This is a genomic window from Caulobacter sp. GW821-FHT09H08 (assembly GCF_059415885.1).
This window is the reverse complement of the sequence record NZ_JBWKOC010000001.1, coordinates 87,835-107,014: the sequence shown is the minus strand read 5'-3', so window position 1 is coordinate 107,014 and position 19,180 is coordinate 87,835. Positions and strand designations below refer to the sequence as shown.

The following is a 19,180-nucleotide window of genomic DNA, read 5'->3' as shown; positions in this document are numbered from 1 at the left end:
CCTAGATCACGCCCTCGCTGATCGCATTCAGCCGCGCATAGACCCCGCCCCTGGCCGTCAGTTCGGCATGGCGGCCTTCCTCGACCACCCGCCCGCCCTGGAACACCAGGATGCGGTCGGCGCCGCGCACGGTCGACAGGCGGTGGGCGATGACGATCGTGGTCCGGCCCTCCATCAGCGCCTCGGCGGCGGCCTGGACGTGGCCTTCGGTCTCGACATCCAGCGACGAGGTCGCCTCGTCCAGGACGAGGATCGGCGCGTCGGCCAGGAAGGCGCGGGCGATGGCCACGCGCTGGCGCTCGCCGCCCGACAGCTTGACGCCCCGCTCGCCGACCAGGGTATCGTAGCCCTTGGGCAGGCGCAGGATGAACTCGTGGGCGCGGGCCTTGATGGCGGCGTCCTCGACCTCCTCGCGGGTGGCGTCCGGCTTGCCGTAGGCGATGTTCTCAAACAGCGTCCGGTGGAACAGAGCCGGGTCCTGCGGCACCACCGCGATGGCGCGGCGCAGGGAGGCCTGCTTCACCTTCGACACGTCCTGGCCGTCGATCAGCACGGCGCCGTCCTGCAGGTCGTGCAGGCGCTGGACCAGCTTGACGAAGGTCGACTTGCCCGAGCCCGTCGGCCCGACCAGGGCCACCCGCTCGCCCGGAGCGATCTTCAGGCTGAAGTGGTCGTACAGCGGCGCGCCCGCGGCCTTGTAGCGGAAGGTCACGTCGTCGAACGCGATCGCGCCGGGGCCGGGCTTGAAGTCCGGGGCGTTGGGGTCGTCGGCGATCTGCGGCGTCAGGCGCGTCCAGGCGGCGACGTCCTCGGCGTCGTCCAGGCCCTTCTGCAGCATGCGGATGTTCTCGCCCAGGTTCCGCAGGTAGCCGCTCATCAGCATGAAGGCGGTGATGGCGAAGGCGACGTCGCCGGCCGTGGCCGTGCCCTGCGTCCAACCCCAGACCATGGCCCCGGTCAGGCCCGCCTGCAGCACGACCAGCAGCAGGTTCTGGCCCAGCCAGACGTCGGTGAAGCGGCTCCAGGTGACCATCACCGCGTCGCGCCATTGCGCCGTCACCTGCGCCAGACGCTCGGCCTCGCGGGTCTCGGCGCCGAAGCTCTTCACGGTCGGGTTCGAGGTCACGGCGTCGGCCAGGGCCCCGCCGATCTTGGAGTCCAGGGCGTTGGACTTCAGGTTGCTGGGCCGCACATAACGCTCGGTGATCCACAGGTTCACGCCCAGATAGGCGACGACCACGACGAGCGAGATGCCGCCGGCCAGCGGCTGGCGGATCAGCATGGCGATCGACAGGCCGACCAGCACGATGACCCCCGGTCCCAGCCAGATGGTCACCGCGTCGGTGACGCTGTCATAGCCCCACATGGCCCGGGTCAGCTTGCGCACCGTCGCGCCGGCGAAGCTGTCGGCGTGCCAGTCCGACGAGAAGGCTTGCACCTTGGCGAAGCTCTCGTTGGTCATCTCCTCCATGTTCCGGGCCGCCAGCGGGATCCAGAACCGGTGGGCGATGTTGCGCACCACCGCGAAGGCGAAATAGACGCCGATGAACATGGCCAGCGCCGACCACGCCCCGGCGTCGCCGCGCGGCTTGGTGGCGACGGTGTCCACCAGGTGTCCCGAGGCGTAGGGCAGGGCCAGGTCGAAGGCGACCGCCACCAGCGTCAGGCCGACCCCGAAGCCGAACAGCACCGGCCGCCGCTTCCAGAACCGAGCGACAAAGCCCAGCACCTGGCGGTTCGACAGCGCGCGCTTGCGGGCGCCGATTTCGTCTTCGTCCTCGAGGGCGTCGGTCATAGTGGGGCTAGATAGGGATTTCTGACCCCTCCGTCACGGCGTCATGCTCAATCCGTGGCGGTCAACACCTGCTGTGTGCGAACCGTGACCCCGGCGACGTGGTCCGTCACCGCGGCCTTGACCGTGTAGCCGCCTAGCGGGTCCCGAGGCTCAAAACCTAGACCCACGCTCGCATCCGACAGGAAAAAGGTGTTGGCCGGCGGGGCCGGCTTGCCGCGATAGATCGGGACATCCTTGGGTTCGGCATAGACGCCGCCGTCCGGCTTGAGGATCTGGAAGTCCGCCGTCACCTGGCAGTTGCCGGCCACATCGGCCCTGCATCCCGCGAAGACGATGAACGTGTCGAGGGTTTCGCCACGCCGCGCGCTGGACCGGGTCTCCAGTCGCGCCGTTTCGGCGGGCTTGGCCCAATCGGCCAGGAATTTCTCGACGTCGCCGGTGGCGACCTGGACGATCCGGAACGATCCCGCCTCGGCCGAGGCCTGCCGCGCCTGGGCCGCCGAGACGGCGCCCAATATCGCCACGACCATCGCGCCCCACATCCATCGCCGCATGGCCGCCTCCCTCGCGAAATCGTCCCGACTTCACCAAGATCAACCTCGAGGTGCAAGACCTACTTCCGACGCTTCCGTCCACCGAAAGGCCGCCAGCGCAGGAACCAGACGATCGCCGGCCCGACCACCGGCACGCGCAGCATGGGCCGTACGGTGTGGGGGCGGGTCTTCAGGAAGCACAGCACCGCGCCGATCCAGAACACCGTCGTCGGCAGGCCCGGCGTGACGATGCCCACCGCCCCGGTAGCCAGCAATGCGCCGCCGATGCCGTCCAGCATCCAGCGCTCGGCCCGGGTCAGGTCGCGGCGCTTCTTGCGGGCGGGTTCAACGGTCATGCGGCGGGATCATGCAGGTTCAAGACTCGACGCTAGCGCGAGCGGAGGATCGTTCAAACCCCGCAGGAGGCACGTATGAGCGACCTTGCCTTTCCGAAAGGCCGCACGGCCCTTTTGCTGATCGATCCCTACAACGACTTCCTGGCCGACGAGGGCAAGCTGTGGCGGCGGGTGGCCGGCACGAAAGGCGCGGAAGGCCTGCACGACCACATGAAGGCGGTGATCGCCGCCGCCCGCGCGGCCGGGGTCGCGGTGTTCATCGTCCCGCACCACCGCTATGCGCCCGGCGATCTCGACCATTGGGACCATCCCAGCCCCTACATCCAGGCCAGCGCCCGGGGCCTGGTCTTCGAGAAGGACGGCTGGGGCGGCGAATGGCATCCCGACTTCGCGCCGGAGCCCGGCGACGTAATCGTGACCGAGCACTGGTCCAGTGGCTTTTCCGGCACCGATCTCGACATGCACCTGAAGCAGCGCAAGACCACCCACGTGATCCTGATCGGCCTCGCGGCCAACACCTGCGTCGAGGGCACCGGCCGCTCGGCCTCGGAGCTGGGCTATCACGTGACCCTGGTCCGCGACGCTACGGCGGCCTTCAGCGACGAGGCGCTGCACGCGGCGCACGACATCAACGGCCCGACCTATGCCCATGCGATCGTGAGTAGCGCGGAGGTGGTCGAGGCGCTTAGCTCGCTGAATTGACCGACCTTGCGTGATCCCCGCCCGTCGACAAGCTCAGGGTGAGGATCAGAGACGACCGCAGTAGAAACCTCACCCTGAGCCTGTCGAAGGGCGAGTTTCGTCGCTCAGAACGCCTCCGCCACCCCGCCGATGCGGCGCGTCGGACGACGGTCCAGGCCGCGCCTGACCCTAGGCCCGAACTTGGTCGCGGCGGTCAGCCGAGCGACCATCCCGTGATCGCCGACATAGGCGAACAGCTTGGCGGCGGCCGTCCAGAACGCCGTGGTCACCGGATGCGGCAGGACGATCCCCGCCCCGACGCCGGCCAGCAGCAGACTCCAGCCCGACAGGCGAATGGCGGTGGTGGTCATGGCGGCGTCTCCTGGCTGCGTGTTGCAAGGGACCTTCGCCGCGCCGACCGGATAAATCCAATTGATCGTTTTTCGCGAGAAGATCGATCTTCCCTATGGGACGCGTTCGAGCTCGCGGGTTAAGCCTCGCCGCATGACCGCCACTCGAAACCCTTCTGGCATCCTGCCCGACGCCGTCGCGACCAACTGGGTCGACCGCCATGCGCCCGAGCGCCTGCGGCCCTGGCTGAAGCTGGGCCGGTTCGATCGGCCGGCGGGGATCTGGCTGCTGATGCTGCCCGGCTGGCAGGGAATCGCCCTGGCGTCGGCCGAGCAGGGCCGCTGGCCCAATCCGCTGCTGCTGCTGGCCGTGTTCGTCGGCGCGGCCCTGATGCGCGCCGCCGGCTGCGCCTTCAACGACATCGTCGACCGCGACTTCGACGCCCAGGTGGCCCGCACGGCGATGCGTCCGATCCCGGCCGGGCTGATCACCGTCAAGCAGGCCTGGATGTTCCTGATCGGCTGCAGCCTGGTCAGCCTGTTGATCCTGCTGTGCCTAGGCTGGGTGGCGATCGGGCTGGGCGTGCTGTCGCTGGGCCTGGTGGCGGGCTATCCGTTCATGAAGCGGATTACCTGGTGGCCGCAGGCGTGGCTCGGCCTGACCTTCAACTGGGGCGCCCTGCTGGGCTACGCCGCCGCCACCCACCACCTGTCGTGGTCGGCCGCCCTGCTCTACGGCTCGGGGATCTTCTGGACCCTGGGCTACGACACGATCTACGCGATCCAGGACATCGAGGACGACGCCCTGGCGGGCATCAAGTCCTCGACCCGGCGCCTCGGCCAGCACGTCCAGATCGGCGTGGCGGGGTTCTATCTGACGAGCTTCGTCCTGATGGTGCTGGCCGGCTGGGCCGGGGACATCGGACCGCTGTTCCTGCCGCTGGCGGCGCTGTTCGCCCTGCACCTGTCGCGTCAGGCGGCGGCTGTGCGGGTCGACGACGGCCCGGCGGCGCTGAAGCTCTTCAAGTCCAACGCCATCGCGGGGCTGATCGTGTTCGTGGCCCTGGTAGCGGGACTGTGGAAGCCGGGTGTGAGCTTCTAGAACGGCCCCTGGCTGTACACACGGTCCATGACCTTGTTCAGCTCGCGCAGCCGCTGGTCGTAGCTGCGGACCAGGCATGCCCGGTTCGCCCCGCAGCGCCCGCGCGCCGCCAGCCAGGCCCGCTGGTCGTCCATGATCGCCCCACGCCCGCCCATCGGCACGAGGTGGCGGGTGATGGCGTAGAGCTGGTCCACCCGCACGTCCTGGTCGTTGAGGTCGCGATTGGCGCAGATGGCCTTCTCGTCGGCCTTGCGGGCCTTGGCGCAGTCGAAGCTGGCGGCGGCTGCCGGCATGGCGAAGGCGGAAGCGAGGACAACGGCAGAAAGCAGGCGGCGCATCTTGGGCTCCGGAGTGTGACGTCGGGTCATGCTGTGAGCCCTAAGCTGAATGTGACATGATCGTTCCATGGCCGTAGCCCCCCGCGTCAAACCGCAGGACCTGTTCACGCCCGACGAATGGACGCGCATCTCCGCGCGCTCGTCCTGGCGCGGCATCTGGATGGTGGCCCACGCCTGGGGCGTGATCGTCGCCGCCGGGGCGCTGTTCGTCTTCTTTCCCAATCCGCTGACCTACGTGCTGGCCGTGATGCTGATCGGCGCGCGGCAGCTGGGCCTGGCGATCCTGATGCACGAGGCCGCGCACGGCGGACTGCATCCGAACCTCAAGGTCAACGACTGGCTGGGCGAGAGGCTGTGCGCCGCCCCCACCGGCGCGTCCCTCGCCAGCTATCGCCCCTATCACCTGACCCACCACAAATACGCCCAACAGGCCGAGGATCCGGACCTGATCCTGTCCGCGCCGTTCCCGACCACGCGCGCCTCGCTGCAGCGAAAGATCATCCGCGACCTGACGGGCCAGACCTTTTTCAAGCAGCGCTTCGGCCCGCTGTTCGGAAAGATGAAGGCCGGCGGCGACCAGCCCAAGGGCGCGATCTTCGCCGGCGAAGTGGCGCGGCAGAAGCCGTTCCTGCTGTGGAACCTCGGCATCCTGGTCGTGCTGTCGGCGATGGGCCTCTGGTGGGCCTGGCTGGCGCTGTGGATCCTGCCGATGGCGACCTGGTTCCCGCTGGTCACTCGCCTGCGCAACATCGCCGAGCACGCCCTGGTGGCCAAGGACGAGCCCGACCCGTTCCGCCACGCTCGCACGACCCACGCCAACTGGCTCGAGCGCGCCCTGATCGCGCCCTACTATGTGAACTTCCACTCCGAGCATCACATGTTCATGCACACCCCGTGCTGGAACCTGCCGATGGCTCACCGGGTGCTGGAGAAGAAGGGCCTGACCGGCGGCATGCTGACCGCGCCGGGCTATATCGACGTGCTGAAGGCGGCTTCGAGCAAACCGGCGGTCGCCGCCTAACCCTGCCCGTGCTCTAAGGCCGGCATGATCGTCCAGACCCTGGAAGGCCGCCGCGCCTTCATCCGCGACAACACCCGCTTCCAGCCGACGCCGCACGCGCCGGAGGTGTCGCTGCATCTGGCCGACGAGATCACCCCGATCTGGAGACTGACCGAGGAAGCCCTGCAGGAGATCGGCCTGCCGCCGCCCTTCTGGGCCTTCGCCTGGGCGGGCGGCCAGGCCCTGGCGCGCTACATCCTCGACCATCCCGAGATCGTCGCCGGCAAGCGCGTGATCGACTTCGCCACCGGCTCGGGCATCGTCGCCATCGCGGCGATGAAGGCCGGCGCGACCAGTGTGCTGGCGGCCGACATCGACGTCTTCTGTGAGGCGGCCGTCGGCCTGAACGCCGAGGCCAACGGCGTCGAGGTCGCCTTCACCGACGTCAATCTGCTCGACGCCCCGCCGCCGGAAGCCGACGTCCTGCTGGCCGGCGACATCTGCTACGAGAAGCCCATGGCCGAGGCGGTGATGGACTGGCTGCGCCAAGGGCGAGCGGCCGGGGCGGCGGTGCTGATCGGCGATCCGGGCCGGACCTACTTCCGCAAGGATGACCTGCTGAAACTGGCCGAGTACCAGGTCGAGACCACACGCGAGCTCGAGGATTTCGCCGTGAAGCGCACGAGCGTCTGGACTCTGCCGTGACCGCGAAATAGAACATTTCAAGAACAAAACTCGAGGAGACCGCCATGCGGGAAGACGGCAAGATCGACTATATCGAGTGGCCCGGCGGCGACCTCCCGGCCACCAAGAGCTTCTATTCGGCCGCCTTCGGCTGGAGCTTCGTCGACTACGGTCCCGACTATGTGGCCTTCGAAGGCCAGGGGACGGACGGCGGGTTCACCAAGCCGCAGGAAGGCGCGACCGACCGGCCGCTGGTGGTGCTCTACGCACATGATCTCGAGGCCATGCTGGACAAGGTCGTGAAGGCCGGTGGCGTGGTCACCGCCCCGATCTTCGAGTTCCCGGGCGGGCGGCGGTTCCACTTCACCGATCCGTCTGGCAACGAGCTGGGCGTGTGGAGTGCGACGGGGGTCGAGTAGCCCTCAAGCCCAAAATACCCACCGTCATTCCCGCCCTTGTGGCGGGAACCCCTGGTTCAGCTGACACGTGAGATGCAAGCGGATCGCTGGCGATCCGCCTCTCACGCACCTGCGGCGGATAGAGGGGTTCCCGCCACGAGGGCGGGAATGATGGGAGATTTGGGGGTGGCAGGTTGGTCTCCCTTCCCCATCAAACCGTCACACACCCTGGCTAATGTCCGCCTCCTGACGATTAAGCCCGACGGGGCAGGGGCGAGATGAGCAACAAGAGCTGCGGCGGTTGCGGCATGTGCTGCAAGCTGATGGGCGTGGAGGCGCTGGCCAAGCCGCCCCACGCCTGGTGCGGCCATTTCCGCAAGGGCGCGGGCTGCGCGATCTATGTCGACCGCCCCACCGCCTGCGCCGACTTCGCCTGCTACTGGCTCAAGAGCGAGGGTCTGGGCGAGGAATGGCGGCCTGACCGGGCGCGGTTCATCCTGCATCGCGAGGACCAGGGCCGCCGCATGGTGGTCGAGGTCGACCCCGCCAGCCCCGAGGCCTGGCGCAAGGCCCCCTACCACGCCACCTTGCGCGCCTGGGCCCAGCGCGGCGCCGCCGACGGCCTGACCTTGAACGTGCTGGTCGGCCAGCGCGGCTTCGAAATCCGCCCCGACCGCGATGTCGATCTGGGCGTTGTGCGGAGCTTCACGGCATGACCGACACTCTGACCCTCCCCGCGCCCGCCGCCGGCAAGAGCTGCGGTTCGTGCGGCCTGTGCTGCAAGGTGCTGGCGATCGAGGCCCTGGAGAAGAAGGACGGCGTCTGGTGCGGTCACTTCAAGAAGGGCGGCGGCTGCGGCAATTACGAGCTGCGCCCCACCGCTTGCCGGGCGTTCCTGTGCCTGTGGCTGACTTCGGAGAAGCTCGGCGCCGAGTGGCGCCCCGACAAGTCCGGCTTCGTCATGTACCCCGACCGCGACGGCAAGCGCCTGAACGTGGTCGTCGACCCCGGCAAGCCCGCCGCCTGGAAGCGCGAGCCGTACTATTCCTACATCAAGTCGATGTCCCGCCGGGCCCTGGAAGGTTACGAGCTGGTGGTCTGCGTCGGCGACCGCCGCATCGTGGTGTTCCCGACCGAGGAGATCGACCTGGGCGTCCTCTCGCCCGATCGCAAGCTGGTCAGCGGCTATGTCGAACAGGACGGCGCGCTGACGCCGTTCGCGATGGTGCTGGCGGACGCGGAGGAGTTTCCTTCTCCCCTTGCGGGAGAAGGTGTCAGCGACGCTGACGGATGAGGGGTCGAAAGGCCTGTCCGGATAGCGGAGCGAGACCCCTCACCCGACCCACTTCGTGTGCCCCCCTCCCGCAAGGGGAGAGGGACTAGAACTTGGGATGGAACGACCGCGGCGCCCACGCGAAGTCCCGGACCGCCTCGGCTGAATCGAACGTCAGGTCCCGCCCCATCCGCGTGCCCATGGCCACGGTCGCGCCGGGATAGAACGGCTTGGCCAGGCGCATCAGCAGCCCGAACAGCCACTCCGGCATCGCCAATGTCAGAGGCCGCTTGCCCAGCCCCTCGAACACCCGGTCGACCATCGTCCGATAGGTCACGGTCTCCCCGCCCACTAGATTATAGGCCTTGTCCTTGGTCACCGCCGCATGGGCCGCCGCCAGCGCACCGACCGCAAGGTCCTCGGCATGCACCGGCTGACGAAGGCCCTCGCCCGCGCCCGACAGCGGCATGACGTGGAAGCGTTTCACCAGCCGCGCGATGCGGCTGACGTTCTCGTCGCGGCCTTCGTCATAGATCAAAGTCGGCCGCAGGATGGTCCAGGCGACGCCGTGCTCGGCGCACCATGTCTCGACCGCCGCCTCGGCCCCGGCCAGCTCCAGCGCCACGGCCCGCTCGCCCTCGTCCGGGGAGTCGACCTTGGTGAAGCGGCTGGTCGAGGAGAAGGCGATCAGCCGCCGCATGCCCCGCGCCTTCAGCCCCGGCAGGGCGGCCGGCAGCAACCAGATCGGCGACAGAGAGAACACCGTGGCCACGGCCGGCAGGTGATCGGCCAGGTGCGGGTCCTTCAAGTCGCCGTCCAGCCAGCAGGCATCGTCGGTCGGCGGCCGGCGGCTGACGGCGACCGGCTCCAGGTCCTCGGCCTTCAGCCGCGCCAGCAGGTGGCCGCCGATCAGGCTCGTGGCCCCCAGCACCAGGACCGGCGTCTTCAGGGTGTTCTCAGCGTCCATTCCCCTCATATAGTCGCGCTCCGAAAGGGCGGCCATGACCTACGATGACGTCAGAGCATTCGCGTTCAAATTGCCCTGCGTCGAGGACGGAACCGCCTATGGCCGGCCCTGCCTGAAGGCGCACGGCAAGTTCCTGACCCGCCTGTTCGAGGATGGCGAAAGCCTGGTCTGCCCCGCCGTGCCGTTCGACGAGCGCGACATGCTGATCGAGGCCGAGCCGGAGACCTTCCACTTCACCGACCACTTCAGGAACTACCGCTACGTCCTGATCCGCCTGGGTGGGGCCCATCCGGGCACGGTCGAGCGCATGATCCTGCGCCAGTGGCGGGCCACCGCGCCGAAGAAGGTGCTCAAGGCCTGGGACGAGGCCCATCCGCTGGAGACCCTGCCTTGAAAGGCCCGCTCGCCATCTGGCGCATCCTGATCGCCGCCGTCGCTTGCCTGGGTCCGGCCCTGCAGTACGGCCTGATGGTCTACGACGAGACCCTGGTCTCGGCCGCCGTGAAGTCGGTCGAGTTCTTCAGCTACTTCACGATCCTGTCGAACATGCTGGCGGCCGCCGCCCTGACGGCGCCCCTGGTCGCGCCGAGCAGCCGCTTCGCCGTCTGGGCCGAACAGAGCGGGCCGCGCGCTTCGATCGCGACGTACCTGACCATCACCGCCGCGGTCTATCACACCATGCTGGCTTGGCAGTGGCATCCGCAGGGCCTGCGCCTCTTCGCCGACACCCTGCTGCACACGGTGACGCCGGCCGCCTTCCTGCTCGACCTCGCCTTGCGCGGCGGCCAGGGCGAGGCGCGGTGGATCGCGGCGGCCAAGGCCATGGCCTTCCCGGCCCTGTTCGGCGCCTGGACCCTGGTCCACGGGGCGCTGTCGGGCTTCTACCCATATCCGTTCATGAACGTCGCCAAGCGCGGCTATCCGGCCGTGGTGCTGACCATGGTCGAGATGAGCCTGGCCTTCGCCGCCGTCGCCTTGGTCTTCATCGCCCTCTCGCGCGTTCGAGCCAAGGTGGCGCTCGGGAAACCCGCGCCTATATCGGCCTGACGCCTTTCTCGGAGTTCTCGATGTCCAAGCTCGTCCCCACCGTCCGCTCGGGCGACGTCCTGATGCCCGCCCTGGGCTTTGGCACCTGGCAGCTGGAGAACGGCACGGCCGTGCCGCTGGTGGAGAAGGCCCTGGAGGTCGGCTACCGCCACATCGACACCGCCCAGATCTACGGCAACGAGCGCGACGTCGGCGCAGGCATCAAGAACAGCGGGGTCAAGCGCGACGAGATCTTCCTGACCACCAAGGTCTGGATCGACAAGTTCCACGACGGTGATTTGCAGCGCTCGGCGGAGAAGAGCCTGGAGCGCCTGGGCGTCGATCATGTCGACCTGCTGCTGCTGCACTGGCCCAAGCCCGACGTGCCGCTGGCCGAGACCCTGAAGGCCTTGAACGAGGTGCGTTCGCGCGGCTGGACCCGTGCCATCGGCCTGTCGAACTTCCCCTCGACCCTGCTGGAGGAAGCCTCCAAGCTCTCCGAAGCCCCGATCGCCACCGACCAGGTCGAGTACCACCCCTACCTGTCGCTCAAGACCCTGAAGGCCAAGGCCGACGCGCTCGGAACCTCGATCACCGCCTGGTCGCCCTTGGCCCAGGGCAAGGTCGCCGACGATCCGGTGCTGGTCGAGATCGGCCGCGCCCACGGCAAGACGCCGGGCCAGGTCACCCTGCGCTGGCTGGTCCAGCAGGGCGTCATCGCCATCCCGCGCACCAGCAATCCCAAGCGTATCGAGGAGAACTTCGACATCCTCGACTTCAGCCTGACCGAAGCCGAGATGGCCAGCATCCACGGCCTGGCGCGCCCCGATGGGCGGCTGGGCGACTGGCTGGACAAGGCCTATGCCTGGGACGCTGAATAGCGGTCAAAAGCTCGGGAGGGACGAATGACCGCCTATCTGGTGCTGGATTTCGCGATCCACGACTTCGCGGGCTTTCGTCCCTACATCGAGGCGATCCCCGCCTTCATCGAGAAACACGGCGGTCGCTACATCGTTCAAGGCGCCCAACCCACGGTCATGGAGGGGGACTGGTCGCCCGAGCGAGTCGTCGTCCTGGAGTTCCCCTCTCGGGAAGCGGCCAAGGCGTTCCTGGACGACCCTGACGCCCAGGCGCTGTTCGCCATCCGGCATCGGACAACCACGAGCAAACTCATCCTGGTCGACGGCCCCGCCTAGGCTCGCGACGCCCGCGCGGTCGAGACCTCTACGTCCGCCGAGGCTGGAAACCCGACTGGACGCCCGTCGCGGGGAATGTTTCGTTCGACGTCCGCGGGATCTCATCGATCCCGCACTCCACCGGCGGGGGGCCGGCTGGAGCCTCCTGCGCACGGCGACGAACACGGCATGGAAAATCCTGGGAAGATCTCGCACCTCGTGATCGTCGGGGGCGGCACGGCCGGGTGGATGTCCGCCGCCTTCTTTTCCAAGATCTTCACGCCGCAGCAGATGCGGATCACCGTCGTCGAGTCGGCCGAGATCGGCACGGTCGGGGTCGGCGAGGCGACGATCCCGCCCATCACCTTCTTCAACCGGATCGTCGGCGTCGACGAAGGCCGGATGCTGTCGGCCACGGAGGGCTCGTTCAAGCTGGGGATCGAGTTCGTCGGCTGGGGCGATCCGGGCGAGCGCTACATGCATCCGTTCGGCGACTTCGGCGCGCCGATGGGCGGGGTGTCGTTCCACGGCTACTGGCTGCGGGCGCGCAAGCTGGGCTACGAGGCCGACCTCTCCGAATTCTCGATGAGCGCCATGGCGGCCAAGGCCGGCAAGTTCGACTGGCGGGTCGAGGATCCGCGCGACCCGCGCTCGACCCTGGCCCACGCCTATCACTTCGACGCGGCGCTCTATGCGGCGCTGTTGCGGCAGGTCGCCGAGGGGCGCGGCGTGCAACGCGTCGAACGCACCATCCGCGGTGTCGACCTGGACCCGCTCGACGGAACCGTCGCCTCGCTGGCCCTGGACGACGGCCAGTCGCTGGCGGGCGACTTCTTCATCGACTGCTCGGGGTTCCGGGGCCTGGTGATCGGCAAGGCGCTGGGTGTCGGCTACGACGACTGGTCGTCCTTCCTGCCCGCCGACCGCGCCGTCGCCGTACCCTCGGCGCGCTACGAGGACCCCACGCCCTATACGCGCGCCATCGCCGACAAGGCCGGCTGGCGCTGGCGGATCCCGCTGCAGCACCGCACCGGCAACGGCTACGTCTATGTCAGCGACCACATCGGCGACGACGAGGCCGCCGACACGCTGCTCAAGAGCCTGGCCGCCGAGCATCCCGACAACAAGGCGCTGGCCGACCCGCGCTTCCTGCGGTTCACGACCGGCCGCCGACGCAAGTCGCGCTTCCGCAACTGCGCGGCCATCGGCCTGTCCAGCGGCTTCATGGAGCCCCTGGAGTCGACCTCGATCCACCTGATCCAGCACGGCCTGATCAAGCTGGCCGGCAGCTTCCCGCGCGCCAGGAACGACCCGGCCGTGGCCGAACTCTACAATGACATGATGACCCAGGAGATGGAGCAGATCCGGGACTTCCTGATCTTCCACTACCACGCCAACCGGCGCGTCGGTGAGCCGCTGTGGGACCGGATGCGCCACATGGAGGTCCCGGATTCCCTACGCCACAAGATGGAGCTGTTCCGCACCCGGGGCATGACGATCTTCCCCAACCCGTCGATCTTCCAGGAGTCGAACTGGCTGGCGGTCATGCTGGGCCAGAGCGCGGAGCCCGAGGGCTACGACCCCCTCGCCGACCTGATGGACGAGCGCTCGCTGATGACCCAGCTCCAGCAGCTGCGCGGGACCTGCCGGCAGGCGGTGGAGCGGATGCCGAGCCACGGACAGGCGCTCGAGCGCTTCGCCGCCAAGCACGGGGTTCCCGTCTAGGCGCCAGCGAAACTCGATCCGTTTTCAGACGAAGCCGGTTTCATCCTGCCCTGAAAGCGCCTAGGTAAGCCTCAACCTGAGCATAACTTACCAGGGCCACGAGGATTAGGACCGGGACAATGGACGACGTGGGCGCGAGCCTCCAGGCGACGATGGCGGGGATGGGCCGGACGGCTCGCGAGGGCGCGCGTGCGCTTCGCCTTGCCACGCCAGAGCAGCGCACCGCCGCCATCCAGGCCATGGCCGCCGCGATCCGCGAGGACGCCGCCGCGATCCTGGCCGCCAACGCCAAGGACCTGGCCCGCGCCAGCGCCAACGGCCTGACCGCGCCGATGCAGGAGCGCCTGCTGCTGGACGAGGCGCGCCTGGAAGGCGTCGCCGCCGGCGTCGAGGCCGTCGCGGCCATTCCCGACCCCATCGGCGTCGCCACCTCGCGCTGGACCCGGCCCAACGGCCTGGACATCAGCCGCGTGCGCACGCCCATCGGCGTGATCGCCATGATCTACGAGAGCCGCCCCAACGTGACCGCCGACGCGGCCGCGCTGTCCGTGCGCTCGGGCAATGCGGTGATCCTGCGCGGCGGGTCGGAGTGCATCCACTCCAACCTCGCCATCCACGCGGCCATTGAGCGCGGCCTGAAGGCCGCCGGCCTTCCCGCCGCCGCCGTCCAGGCGGTGAAGACCTCTGACCGCGCCGCCGTCGGCGCGATCCTGTCGGGCCTCGACAAGTCGATCGACCTGATCATCCCGCGCGGCGGCAAGAGCCTGGTCGCCCGCGTCCAGGCCGAGGCCCGCGCCCCGGTGCTGGGCCACCTGGAAGGCCTCAACCACGTCTTCGTCCATGCGGGCGCGGACGCGAAGAAGGCCGTCGACATCGTCGTCAACGCCAAGCTGCGCCGGGTGTCGGTCTGCGGCGCGGCCGAGACTCTGCTGGTCGACAAGGCCGCCGCCGAAAAGCTGCTGCCCTCGATCGCCGACGCCCTGATCAAGGCCGGCTGCGAGCTGCGCGGCGACGCCGCGGCCCGCGCCATCGAGCCGACGATGAAGAAGGCGACGACCGAAGACTGGACCACCGAGTATCTCGCCCCGATCCTGGCCGTGGCCGTGGTCGACGGCGTCGAGGGCGCGGCCCGGCACATCGCCGCCTACGGCTCGGGACACACCGACGCGATCGTCACCGAGGACGCCGGCGCCGCCGACGCCTTCGTGGCGGCGGTCGACAGCGCCATCGTGCTGGTCAACGCCTCGACCCAGTTCGCCGACGGCGGCGAGTTCGGCTTCGGGGCCGAGATCGGAATCGCCACCGACAAGCTTCATGCCCGCGGCCCGGTCGGGGCCGAGCAACTGACGACGTTCAAGTATGTGGTTCGCGGGACCGGCCAGACTCGTCCCTGAGGCCGGCCGGCCCAACGCCCAGCGCCTCGGGTTCCACCTGGAGCCCGGGATGCGCGTCGGCCTGTTCGGCGGCAGCTTCAACCCGGCGCACGAGGGCCATGCCCACGTGGCCGAAACGGCCATGCGCAAGCTGGAGCTGGACCGCGTCATCTGGCTGGTGTCGCCGCAGAATCCGCTGAAGTCGTCGCACGAGACGCGGCCCTTGGCCGAGCGCGTGGCCGAGGCCAAGCGTTGGGCGCGCGGCTCGGGCATGATCGTCTCCGACGCCGAGACGCGGCTGGGCTCGCAGTACACGATCGACACCTTGCGCGTGCTGCGGGCTCGCTATCCGGGCGTGAAGTTCGTCTGGGTGATGGGCGCCGACAGCCTCGCCACCTTCCACCGCTGGCGCGGCTGGACCCAGATCATGCGCGAGGTTCCAGTGGCGGTGATCTCCCGTCCCTGGATCGCGCTGAAGGCTCGCACCTCGCCCGCCGCCCGCCGTTTCGCCTTCGCCCGCTGGCCCGCCAGCGCCGCCGCCAAGCTGCCGGACGCCAAGTCGCCGGCCTGGGTCTACCTCACCGGCCCGCTGAATTTTGCGTCCTCGACCGCGATGCGATCGCGCCAAAAGGGCTGAAAGCCAGGCTTTAGAAGCGTTGCGCGAACGCCTCTATCGACCGGGCGAATCGACGCGCGGAACGCGCCCCCTCACGTTTCGCCCAATTCCATGCTATGGGAGATATCCACAGCGACCCCATAAGGAGCAATACGCTGCGTAGCGACCCCGCGCTCAATGCGCACGAAGGCTCGGCCGGCGCCGAGTCCTCGAACGAATCCCCGGGCCTGAGTCTGCCCCTGGACATCAAGGCGCTGGAGCGCCTGATCCTGACCCGCCTCGACGACGACAAGGCGCAGGACATCGTCCACATCGACCTGACGGACAAGAGCTCGGTCGCTGACAGCCTGATCGTGGCGTCGGGCCGTTCGCACCGTCACGTCGGCGCTCTGGCCGATCACATCCTGCGCGCCCTGAAGGAAAACGGTTACGGCAAGGCGCGGGTCGAAGGCCTGCCGCATTGCGACTGGGTGCTGATCGACGCCGGTGACGTCGTCGTCCATCTGTTCCGTCCAGAAGTGCGCACCTTCTACAACATCGAGAAGATCTGGGCGGTCGACGCCCCGCACCGCACGGCGGCGAACTGACGGCGTCTAGCGACCTCGCCCTTCGACAAGCTCAGGGTGAGGTCTACGTGCATGCTCTTGAAACCCTCACCCTGAGCCTGTCGAAGGGCGAGGGTTTCAACGCACCCTCCCCATGAAGATCACCATCCTCACCGTCGGAAAGCTCGGCCGCATGGTCGAGGCGCAGCTGGCCTTGGACTATGCGTCCCGCGCCACCGCCTCCGGCCGCGCCCTGGCGCTGGGACCGGTCGATATCCTCGAGGTCGAGGCCCGCAAGCCGGGCAAGGCCGCCGAGGCCGAGGTGCTGCGTCCACACCTGGAGGGCGCCCACGTCATCGCCTGCGACGAGCACGGCAAGGTCCGGCCCAGCCGCGCCTTCGCCGAGCACCTGGGTCGCCTGCGCGACGATGGGACGCGCCGGGTGGTGTTCCTGATCGGCGGCGCCGATGGCCTCGATCCCTCGATCCTCGCCACGGCCAACGAAACCATGGCCTTCGGCCCGCAGACCTGGCCGCACGCCCTGGCCCGGGCGATGCTGGCCGAGCAGATCTATCGCGCCGCCACCATCCTGTCGGGCTCGCCCTATCACCGCGATTGAGGCAAGAGACTCCGCGATGCTCCGCTCGCGACTCGTCATCGGCCTCGTGATCCTGACCCTCGCCGTCCCCACGGCCGTGGTTGGCTGGCAGCGCGCCGACCGCGCGGTGGAAGCCCAGCGCGCCAAGGACCGCCAGCAGGCCGCCGACACCCGCCGCGAGATCGAGGACCTGCGCGGCGAGCTGGACCGCCTGGACCACGCCCGCATCGCCGCCGGGGTCGATGTCGACGCCAAGCGCGCGCGGCTGGAGGCCCTGAACGCCCGCGAGAACGCCATCCTGGCCGATCTCGGCCGTAACCGGCAGCGGCTGTCGCTGCTGCTGTCGGCGTTGCAGCTGTTCCGCCGCGATCCGCCGCCGGCCCTGCTGGTCTCGCCGGGCAACGCCCGCGACGCGGTGCGGGCCGCCATCCTGATCCAGGCCATGACGCCCGACCTGCAGCACCGCGCCGACGTCTATGGTCGTCAGGCCACGGCGATCGGAACCCTGCGCCGCGAGGCCGCCGCCGCCTCGGCCGAGCTCTTCACCGCCGAAAGCGCCGTCGCCGACCGCAAGGGCGAGATCGAGCGGCTGATCATCGAGAAGACCCAGCTGGAGCGCGCCTACGCCCAGGAAGCCCTGGCCCAGGAGAACGAGCGCAAGACCCTCGGCGCCCTGACAGACGGCCTCGGCCGCGTCGAGGCCACGGGCCCGCTGGTCCTGCGCCCCCCCGCCGGCGCCGTCGTCCGCCGCTTCGGCCAGGAGATGCCGGCCGGCGGCAAGTCGCCGGGCATGACCCTGCGCACCGAGAAGGGCCAGACGATCACCGCCCCGGCCGCCGGAACCGTCGAGTACGCCGGCGCGCTGAACGGTTGGGGCGCGGTGCTGATCCTGCGCTCGCAAGGGGCCTATCACCTGGTCCTGGCGGGCCTGGACCAGATAACGGCGTCACCCGGACAATCTGTCGCGGCAGGCGCCCCCATCGGGAAGATGCCGGATCATGTATCTTCCGAGCCGGAACTCTATCTGGAGGTCCGTGAGAACGGCGAACCGGCGGACCCGGAACGCTGGCTCAAACAGGAGTCGCGGTAGACGGCTTTTTCAGTAATGGTGGCCGCAATTATACCGCCGGCTGCTGATAGTGGTTGGACGGGGCTAAAATCAGTTCGCGACGCCGCGCGTCGCCAGGGAGCCTTCTGGGCCTAATGCGCAAGTACCTGCTCATCGGCGTTTCCGCCTTCGTCCTTGGCGCTGGCGCCATGGCCTATGTCAGTCCCATCGCCCAGGCGAACAACGCCCCCAAGACCAAGACCTACAAGATGCTGGAGCTCTTCGGCGACGTGCTGGGCACGGTCGAGGACCAGTACGTCACCGAGGTCGACGACAAGAAGCTGATCGAAGCGGCCCTGGACGGCATGCTGACCAGCCTGGACCCGCACTCGGGCTACCTGTCGCCCGACAGCTACGAAGACATGCAGGACACCACGCGCGGTGAGTACGGCGGCCTCGGCCTCGAAGTCACCAGCGAAGAAGGCGTCGTGAAGGTCATCTCGCCGATGGACGGCACCCCGGCCGCGCGCGCCGGCGTCCAGGCGGGCGACTACATCACCTCGGTCAACGGCCAGAGCGTGCTGGGCCTGACGGTCACCGAAGCGGTCAAGCAGATGCGCGGCCAGCCGGGCGAGGCGGTCACCCTGACCATCGCCCGCGACAAGACCGATCCGTTCGACGTGAAGCTGATCCGCGAAGTGATCAAGCCGAAGGCCGCCATCGCCCGCATGGAAGGCGACTACGGCTACATCCGCCTGCCCGGCTTCAACGAGAAGGCCACCGACGCGGTCGTCAGCTCGATCAACGACCTGAAGACCAAGAACCCGCACATGAAGGGCCTGATCTTCGACCTCCGGAACAATCCGGGCGGCCTGCTGGACCAAGCCGTCGGCGTCGCCGACGTGTTCCTGGACGGCGGCGAGGTGGTCAGCCAGCGCGGCCGCGATCCGCGCAACATCCAGCGCTACAACGCCCGCAGCGGCGACCTGCTGAACGGCCTGCCGATGGTGGTGCTGGTCAACCAGGGCTCGGCCTCGGCCGCTGAAATCGTCGCCGGCGCCCTGCAGGATCGCCACCGCGCCGAGCTGGTCGGCCTGACCAGCTTCGGCAAGGGCTCGGTGCAGACCGTGATCCCGCTGCGCGGCGGGGCCGACGGCGCCCTGAAGCTGACCACGGCCAAGTACTTCACGCCGTCGGGCCGCTCGATCCAGAAGACCGGCATCGCCCCGGACCTCGAGGTCGCCCAGACCCGCGACCAGGCCCAGGACATCGCCAACCGCGTCTGGTTCAGCGAAGCCAGCTTCAAGAACGCCCTGAACGCCGACGAGGGCAAGGCCCGCATCGGCGCCCACACGCCGGCCGAAGCGCCGCCGACGGGCTTCGACGACAAGAAGGACGACTTCCAGCTGCAGCGCGCCATCGCCGTGCTGAAGGCCGGCGGCGTCGCCAATACGCCCAAGCTGCCCAAGCCGGCGGCCAAGGTCGCCGAGGTGACCGCCAAGGCCGCCGCGGCGGCGGGCGGCGGCAAGGCGCCGGTCAGCGAGAACAAGTAAGGCTTCCACGCCTTCGACAAGATCAGCGCCGCCTCGGGAGACCG

The 19,180-nt window shown here is 68.8% G+C and carries 24 protein-coding genes; 18 read left to right on the top strand and 6 right to left on the bottom strand.

What is annotated here, in order from left to right; translation table 11 throughout:
• Position 1 precedes the first annotated feature (1 nt).
• From AC07NN_RS00570 to AC07NN_RS00560, 3 genes are read right to left on the bottom strand one after another with little or no spacing between them, the layout of a single operon-like run.
• Positions 2 to 1,795 carry an ABC transporter ATP-binding protein gene (locus tag AC07NN_RS00570; protein ID WP_494637167.1) on the bottom strand — a complete coding sequence of 598 codons (1,794 nt, stop codon included), beginning with the start codon at positions 1,793 to 1,795 and terminating at the stop codon, positions 2 to 4.
• Positions 1,796 to 1,842: 47 nt separating this feature from the next.
• Positions 1,843 to 2,349: a hypothetical protein gene (locus AC07NN_RS00565; protein WP_494637166.1), complete on the bottom strand. Its 507-nt coding sequence runs from the start codon at positions 2,347 to 2,349 to the stop codon at positions 1,843 to 1,845.
• 59 nt (positions 2,350 to 2,408) lie between these two features.
• Positions 2,409 to 2,684, bottom strand: coding sequence for a DUF454 family protein (locus tag AC07NN_RS00560; RefSeq protein WP_494637164.1), 276 nt, complete (start codon positions 2,682 to 2,684; stop codon positions 2,409 to 2,411).
• Positions 2,685 to 2,759: 75 nt separating this feature from the next.
• On the opposite strand from AC07NN_RS00560, the gene AC07NN_RS00555 reads away from it, so the two are divergent.
• On the top strand, positions 2,760 to 3,386 hold the full coding sequence (locus tag AC07NN_RS00555; RefSeq protein WP_494637163.1) for a cysteine hydrolase family protein: 627 nt from the start codon (positions 2,760 to 2,762) through the stop codon (positions 3,384 to 3,386).
• A gap of 104 nt (positions 3,387 to 3,490) precedes the next feature.
• Here the strand turns inward: AC07NN_RS00555 and AC07NN_RS00550 are convergent, their stop codons facing one another.
• Positions 3,491 to 3,736 carry a hypothetical protein gene (locus AC07NN_RS00550; RefSeq protein ID WP_494637162.1) on the bottom strand — a complete coding sequence of 82 codons (246 nt, stop codon included), beginning with the start codon at positions 3,734 to 3,736 and terminating at the stop codon, positions 3,491 to 3,493.
• A gap of 133 nt (positions 3,737 to 3,869) precedes the next feature.
• On the opposite strand from AC07NN_RS00550, the gene ubiA reads away from it, so the two are divergent.
• Complete coding sequence (gene ubiA / locus AC07NN_RS00545) at positions 3,870 to 4,817, top strand: 4-hydroxybenzoate octaprenyltransferase (RefSeq protein WP_494637160.1); 948 nt, start codon at positions 3,870 to 3,872, stop codon at positions 4,815 to 4,817.
• Here ubiA and AC07NN_RS00540 read toward each other — a convergent pair.
• On the bottom strand, positions 4,814 to 5,185 hold the full coding sequence (locus tag AC07NN_RS00540) for a lysozyme inhibitor LprI family protein (protein ID WP_494637158.1): 372 nt from the start codon (positions 5,183 to 5,185) through the stop codon (positions 4,814 to 4,816). The genes ubiA and AC07NN_RS00540 overlap by 4 nt on opposite strands.
• Before the next feature lie 37 nt (positions 5,186 to 5,222).
• Here AC07NN_RS00540 and AC07NN_RS00535 point away from each other — a divergent pair, with 37 nt between their 5' ends.
• The 5 genes from AC07NN_RS00535 to AC07NN_RS00515 all read left to right on the top strand — a co-directional run bounded on the left by AC07NN_RS00535 (position 5,223) and on the right by AC07NN_RS00515 (position 8,531).
• Positions 5,223 to 6,176, top strand: coding sequence for a fatty acid desaturase family protein (locus AC07NN_RS00535; RefSeq protein WP_494637157.1), 954 nt, complete (start codon positions 5,223 to 5,225; stop codon positions 6,174 to 6,176).
• 24 nt (positions 6,177 to 6,200) lie between these two features.
• Entirely contained in the window at positions 6,201 to 6,860 is a 660-nt protein-coding gene (locus tag AC07NN_RS00530) for a class I SAM-dependent methyltransferase (protein WP_494637155.1), read from the top strand.
• A gap of 44 nt (positions 6,861 to 6,904) precedes the next feature.
• On the top strand, positions 6,905 to 7,258 hold the full coding sequence (locus tag AC07NN_RS00525; RefSeq protein WP_494637153.1) for a VOC family protein: 354 nt from the start codon (positions 6,905 to 6,907) through the stop codon (positions 7,256 to 7,258).
• Positions 7,259 to 7,515: 257 nt separating this feature from the next.
• Positions 7,516 to 7,953, top strand: a complete 438-nt coding sequence (locus AC07NN_RS00520) for a YkgJ family cysteine cluster protein (protein WP_494637151.1) — start codon at positions 7,516 to 7,518, stop codon at positions 7,951 to 7,953.
• Positions 7,950 to 8,531, top strand: coding sequence for a YkgJ family cysteine cluster protein (locus tag AC07NN_RS00515; RefSeq protein WP_494637149.1), 582 nt, complete (start codon positions 7,950 to 7,952; stop codon positions 8,529 to 8,531). The genes AC07NN_RS00520 and AC07NN_RS00515 overlap by 4 nt, the downstream gene beginning before the upstream one ends.
• A gap of 85 nt (positions 8,532 to 8,616) precedes the next feature.
• On the opposite strand, the gene AC07NN_RS00510 is transcribed toward AC07NN_RS00515, so the two are convergent.
• Positions 8,617 to 9,477 (bottom strand): NAD-dependent epimerase/dehydratase family protein, encoded by an 861-nt coding sequence (locus AC07NN_RS00510; protein ID WP_494637148.1) that lies wholly within the window; start codon positions 9,475 to 9,477, stop codon positions 8,617 to 8,619.
• A gap of 34 nt (positions 9,478 to 9,511) precedes the next feature.
• Between AC07NN_RS00510 and AC07NN_RS00505 the strand changes: the two genes are divergently transcribed.
• The 11 genes from AC07NN_RS00505 to AC07NN_RS00455 all read left to right on the top strand — a co-directional run bounded on the left by AC07NN_RS00505 (position 9,512) and on the right by AC07NN_RS00455 (position 19,136).
• Positions 9,512 to 9,871 (top strand): MmcQ/YjbR family DNA-binding protein, encoded by a 360-nt coding sequence (locus AC07NN_RS00505; protein WP_494637146.1) that lies wholly within the window; start codon positions 9,512 to 9,514, stop codon positions 9,869 to 9,871.
• Positions 9,868 to 10,524, top strand: coding sequence for a Pr6Pr family membrane protein (locus AC07NN_RS00500; RefSeq protein WP_494637145.1), 657 nt, complete (start codon positions 9,868 to 9,870; stop codon positions 10,522 to 10,524). Before AC07NN_RS00505 ends, AC07NN_RS00500 begins: the two co-directional genes overlap by 4 nt.
• A 20-nt stretch (positions 10,525 to 10,544) precedes the next feature.
• Positions 10,545 to 11,384, top strand: a complete 840-nt coding sequence (locus AC07NN_RS00495) for an aldo/keto reductase (protein ID WP_494637143.1) — start codon at positions 10,545 to 10,547, stop codon at positions 11,382 to 11,384.
• Positions 11,385 to 11,408: 24 nt separating this feature from the next.
• Positions 11,409 to 11,699 (top strand): DUF1330 domain-containing protein, encoded by a 291-nt coding sequence (locus AC07NN_RS00490; RefSeq protein WP_494637141.1) that lies wholly within the window; start codon positions 11,409 to 11,411, stop codon positions 11,697 to 11,699.
• Positions 11,700 to 11,867: 168 nt separating this feature from the next.
• Complete coding sequence (locus AC07NN_RS00485) at positions 11,868 to 13,403, top strand: tryptophan halogenase family protein (protein ID WP_494637139.1); 1,536 nt, start codon at positions 11,868 to 11,870, stop codon at positions 13,401 to 13,403.
• Positions 13,404 to 13,522: 119 nt separating this feature from the next.
• Complete coding sequence (locus AC07NN_RS00480) at positions 13,523 to 14,797, top strand: glutamate-5-semialdehyde dehydrogenase (RefSeq protein ID WP_494637137.1); 1,275 nt, start codon at positions 13,523 to 13,525, stop codon at positions 14,795 to 14,797.
• Complete coding sequence (locus AC07NN_RS00475; RefSeq protein ID WP_494637135.1) at positions 14,763 to 15,413, top strand: nicotinate-nucleotide adenylyltransferase; 651 nt, start codon at positions 14,763 to 14,765, stop codon at positions 15,411 to 15,413. The genes AC07NN_RS00480 and AC07NN_RS00475 overlap by 35 nt, the downstream gene beginning before the upstream one ends.
• 134 nt (positions 15,414 to 15,547) lie before the next feature.
• Positions 15,548 to 15,979: a ribosome silencing factor gene (gene rsfS / locus AC07NN_RS00470; protein WP_494638149.1), complete on the top strand. Its 432-nt coding sequence runs from the start codon at positions 15,548 to 15,550 to the stop codon at positions 15,977 to 15,979.
• Positions 15,980 to 16,091: 112 nt separating this feature from the next.
• Positions 16,092 to 16,556, top strand: coding sequence for a 23S rRNA (pseudouridine(1915)-N(3))-methyltransferase RlmH (rlmH, locus tag AC07NN_RS00465; protein ID WP_494637133.1), 465 nt, complete (start codon positions 16,092 to 16,094; stop codon positions 16,554 to 16,556).
• A 16-nt stretch (positions 16,557 to 16,572) separates the two neighbouring features.
• Positions 16,573 to 17,625, top strand: a complete 1,053-nt coding sequence (locus tag AC07NN_RS00460; RefSeq protein WP_494637131.1) for a murein hydrolase activator EnvC family protein — start codon at positions 16,573 to 16,575, stop codon at positions 17,623 to 17,625.
• A gap of 113 nt (positions 17,626 to 17,738) precedes the next feature.
• Positions 17,739 to 19,136: a S41 family peptidase gene (locus tag AC07NN_RS00455; protein WP_494637129.1), complete on the top strand. Its 1,398-nt coding sequence runs from the start codon at positions 17,739 to 17,741 to the stop codon at positions 19,134 to 19,136.
• Positions 19,137 to 19,180: the final 44 nt, after the last annotated feature.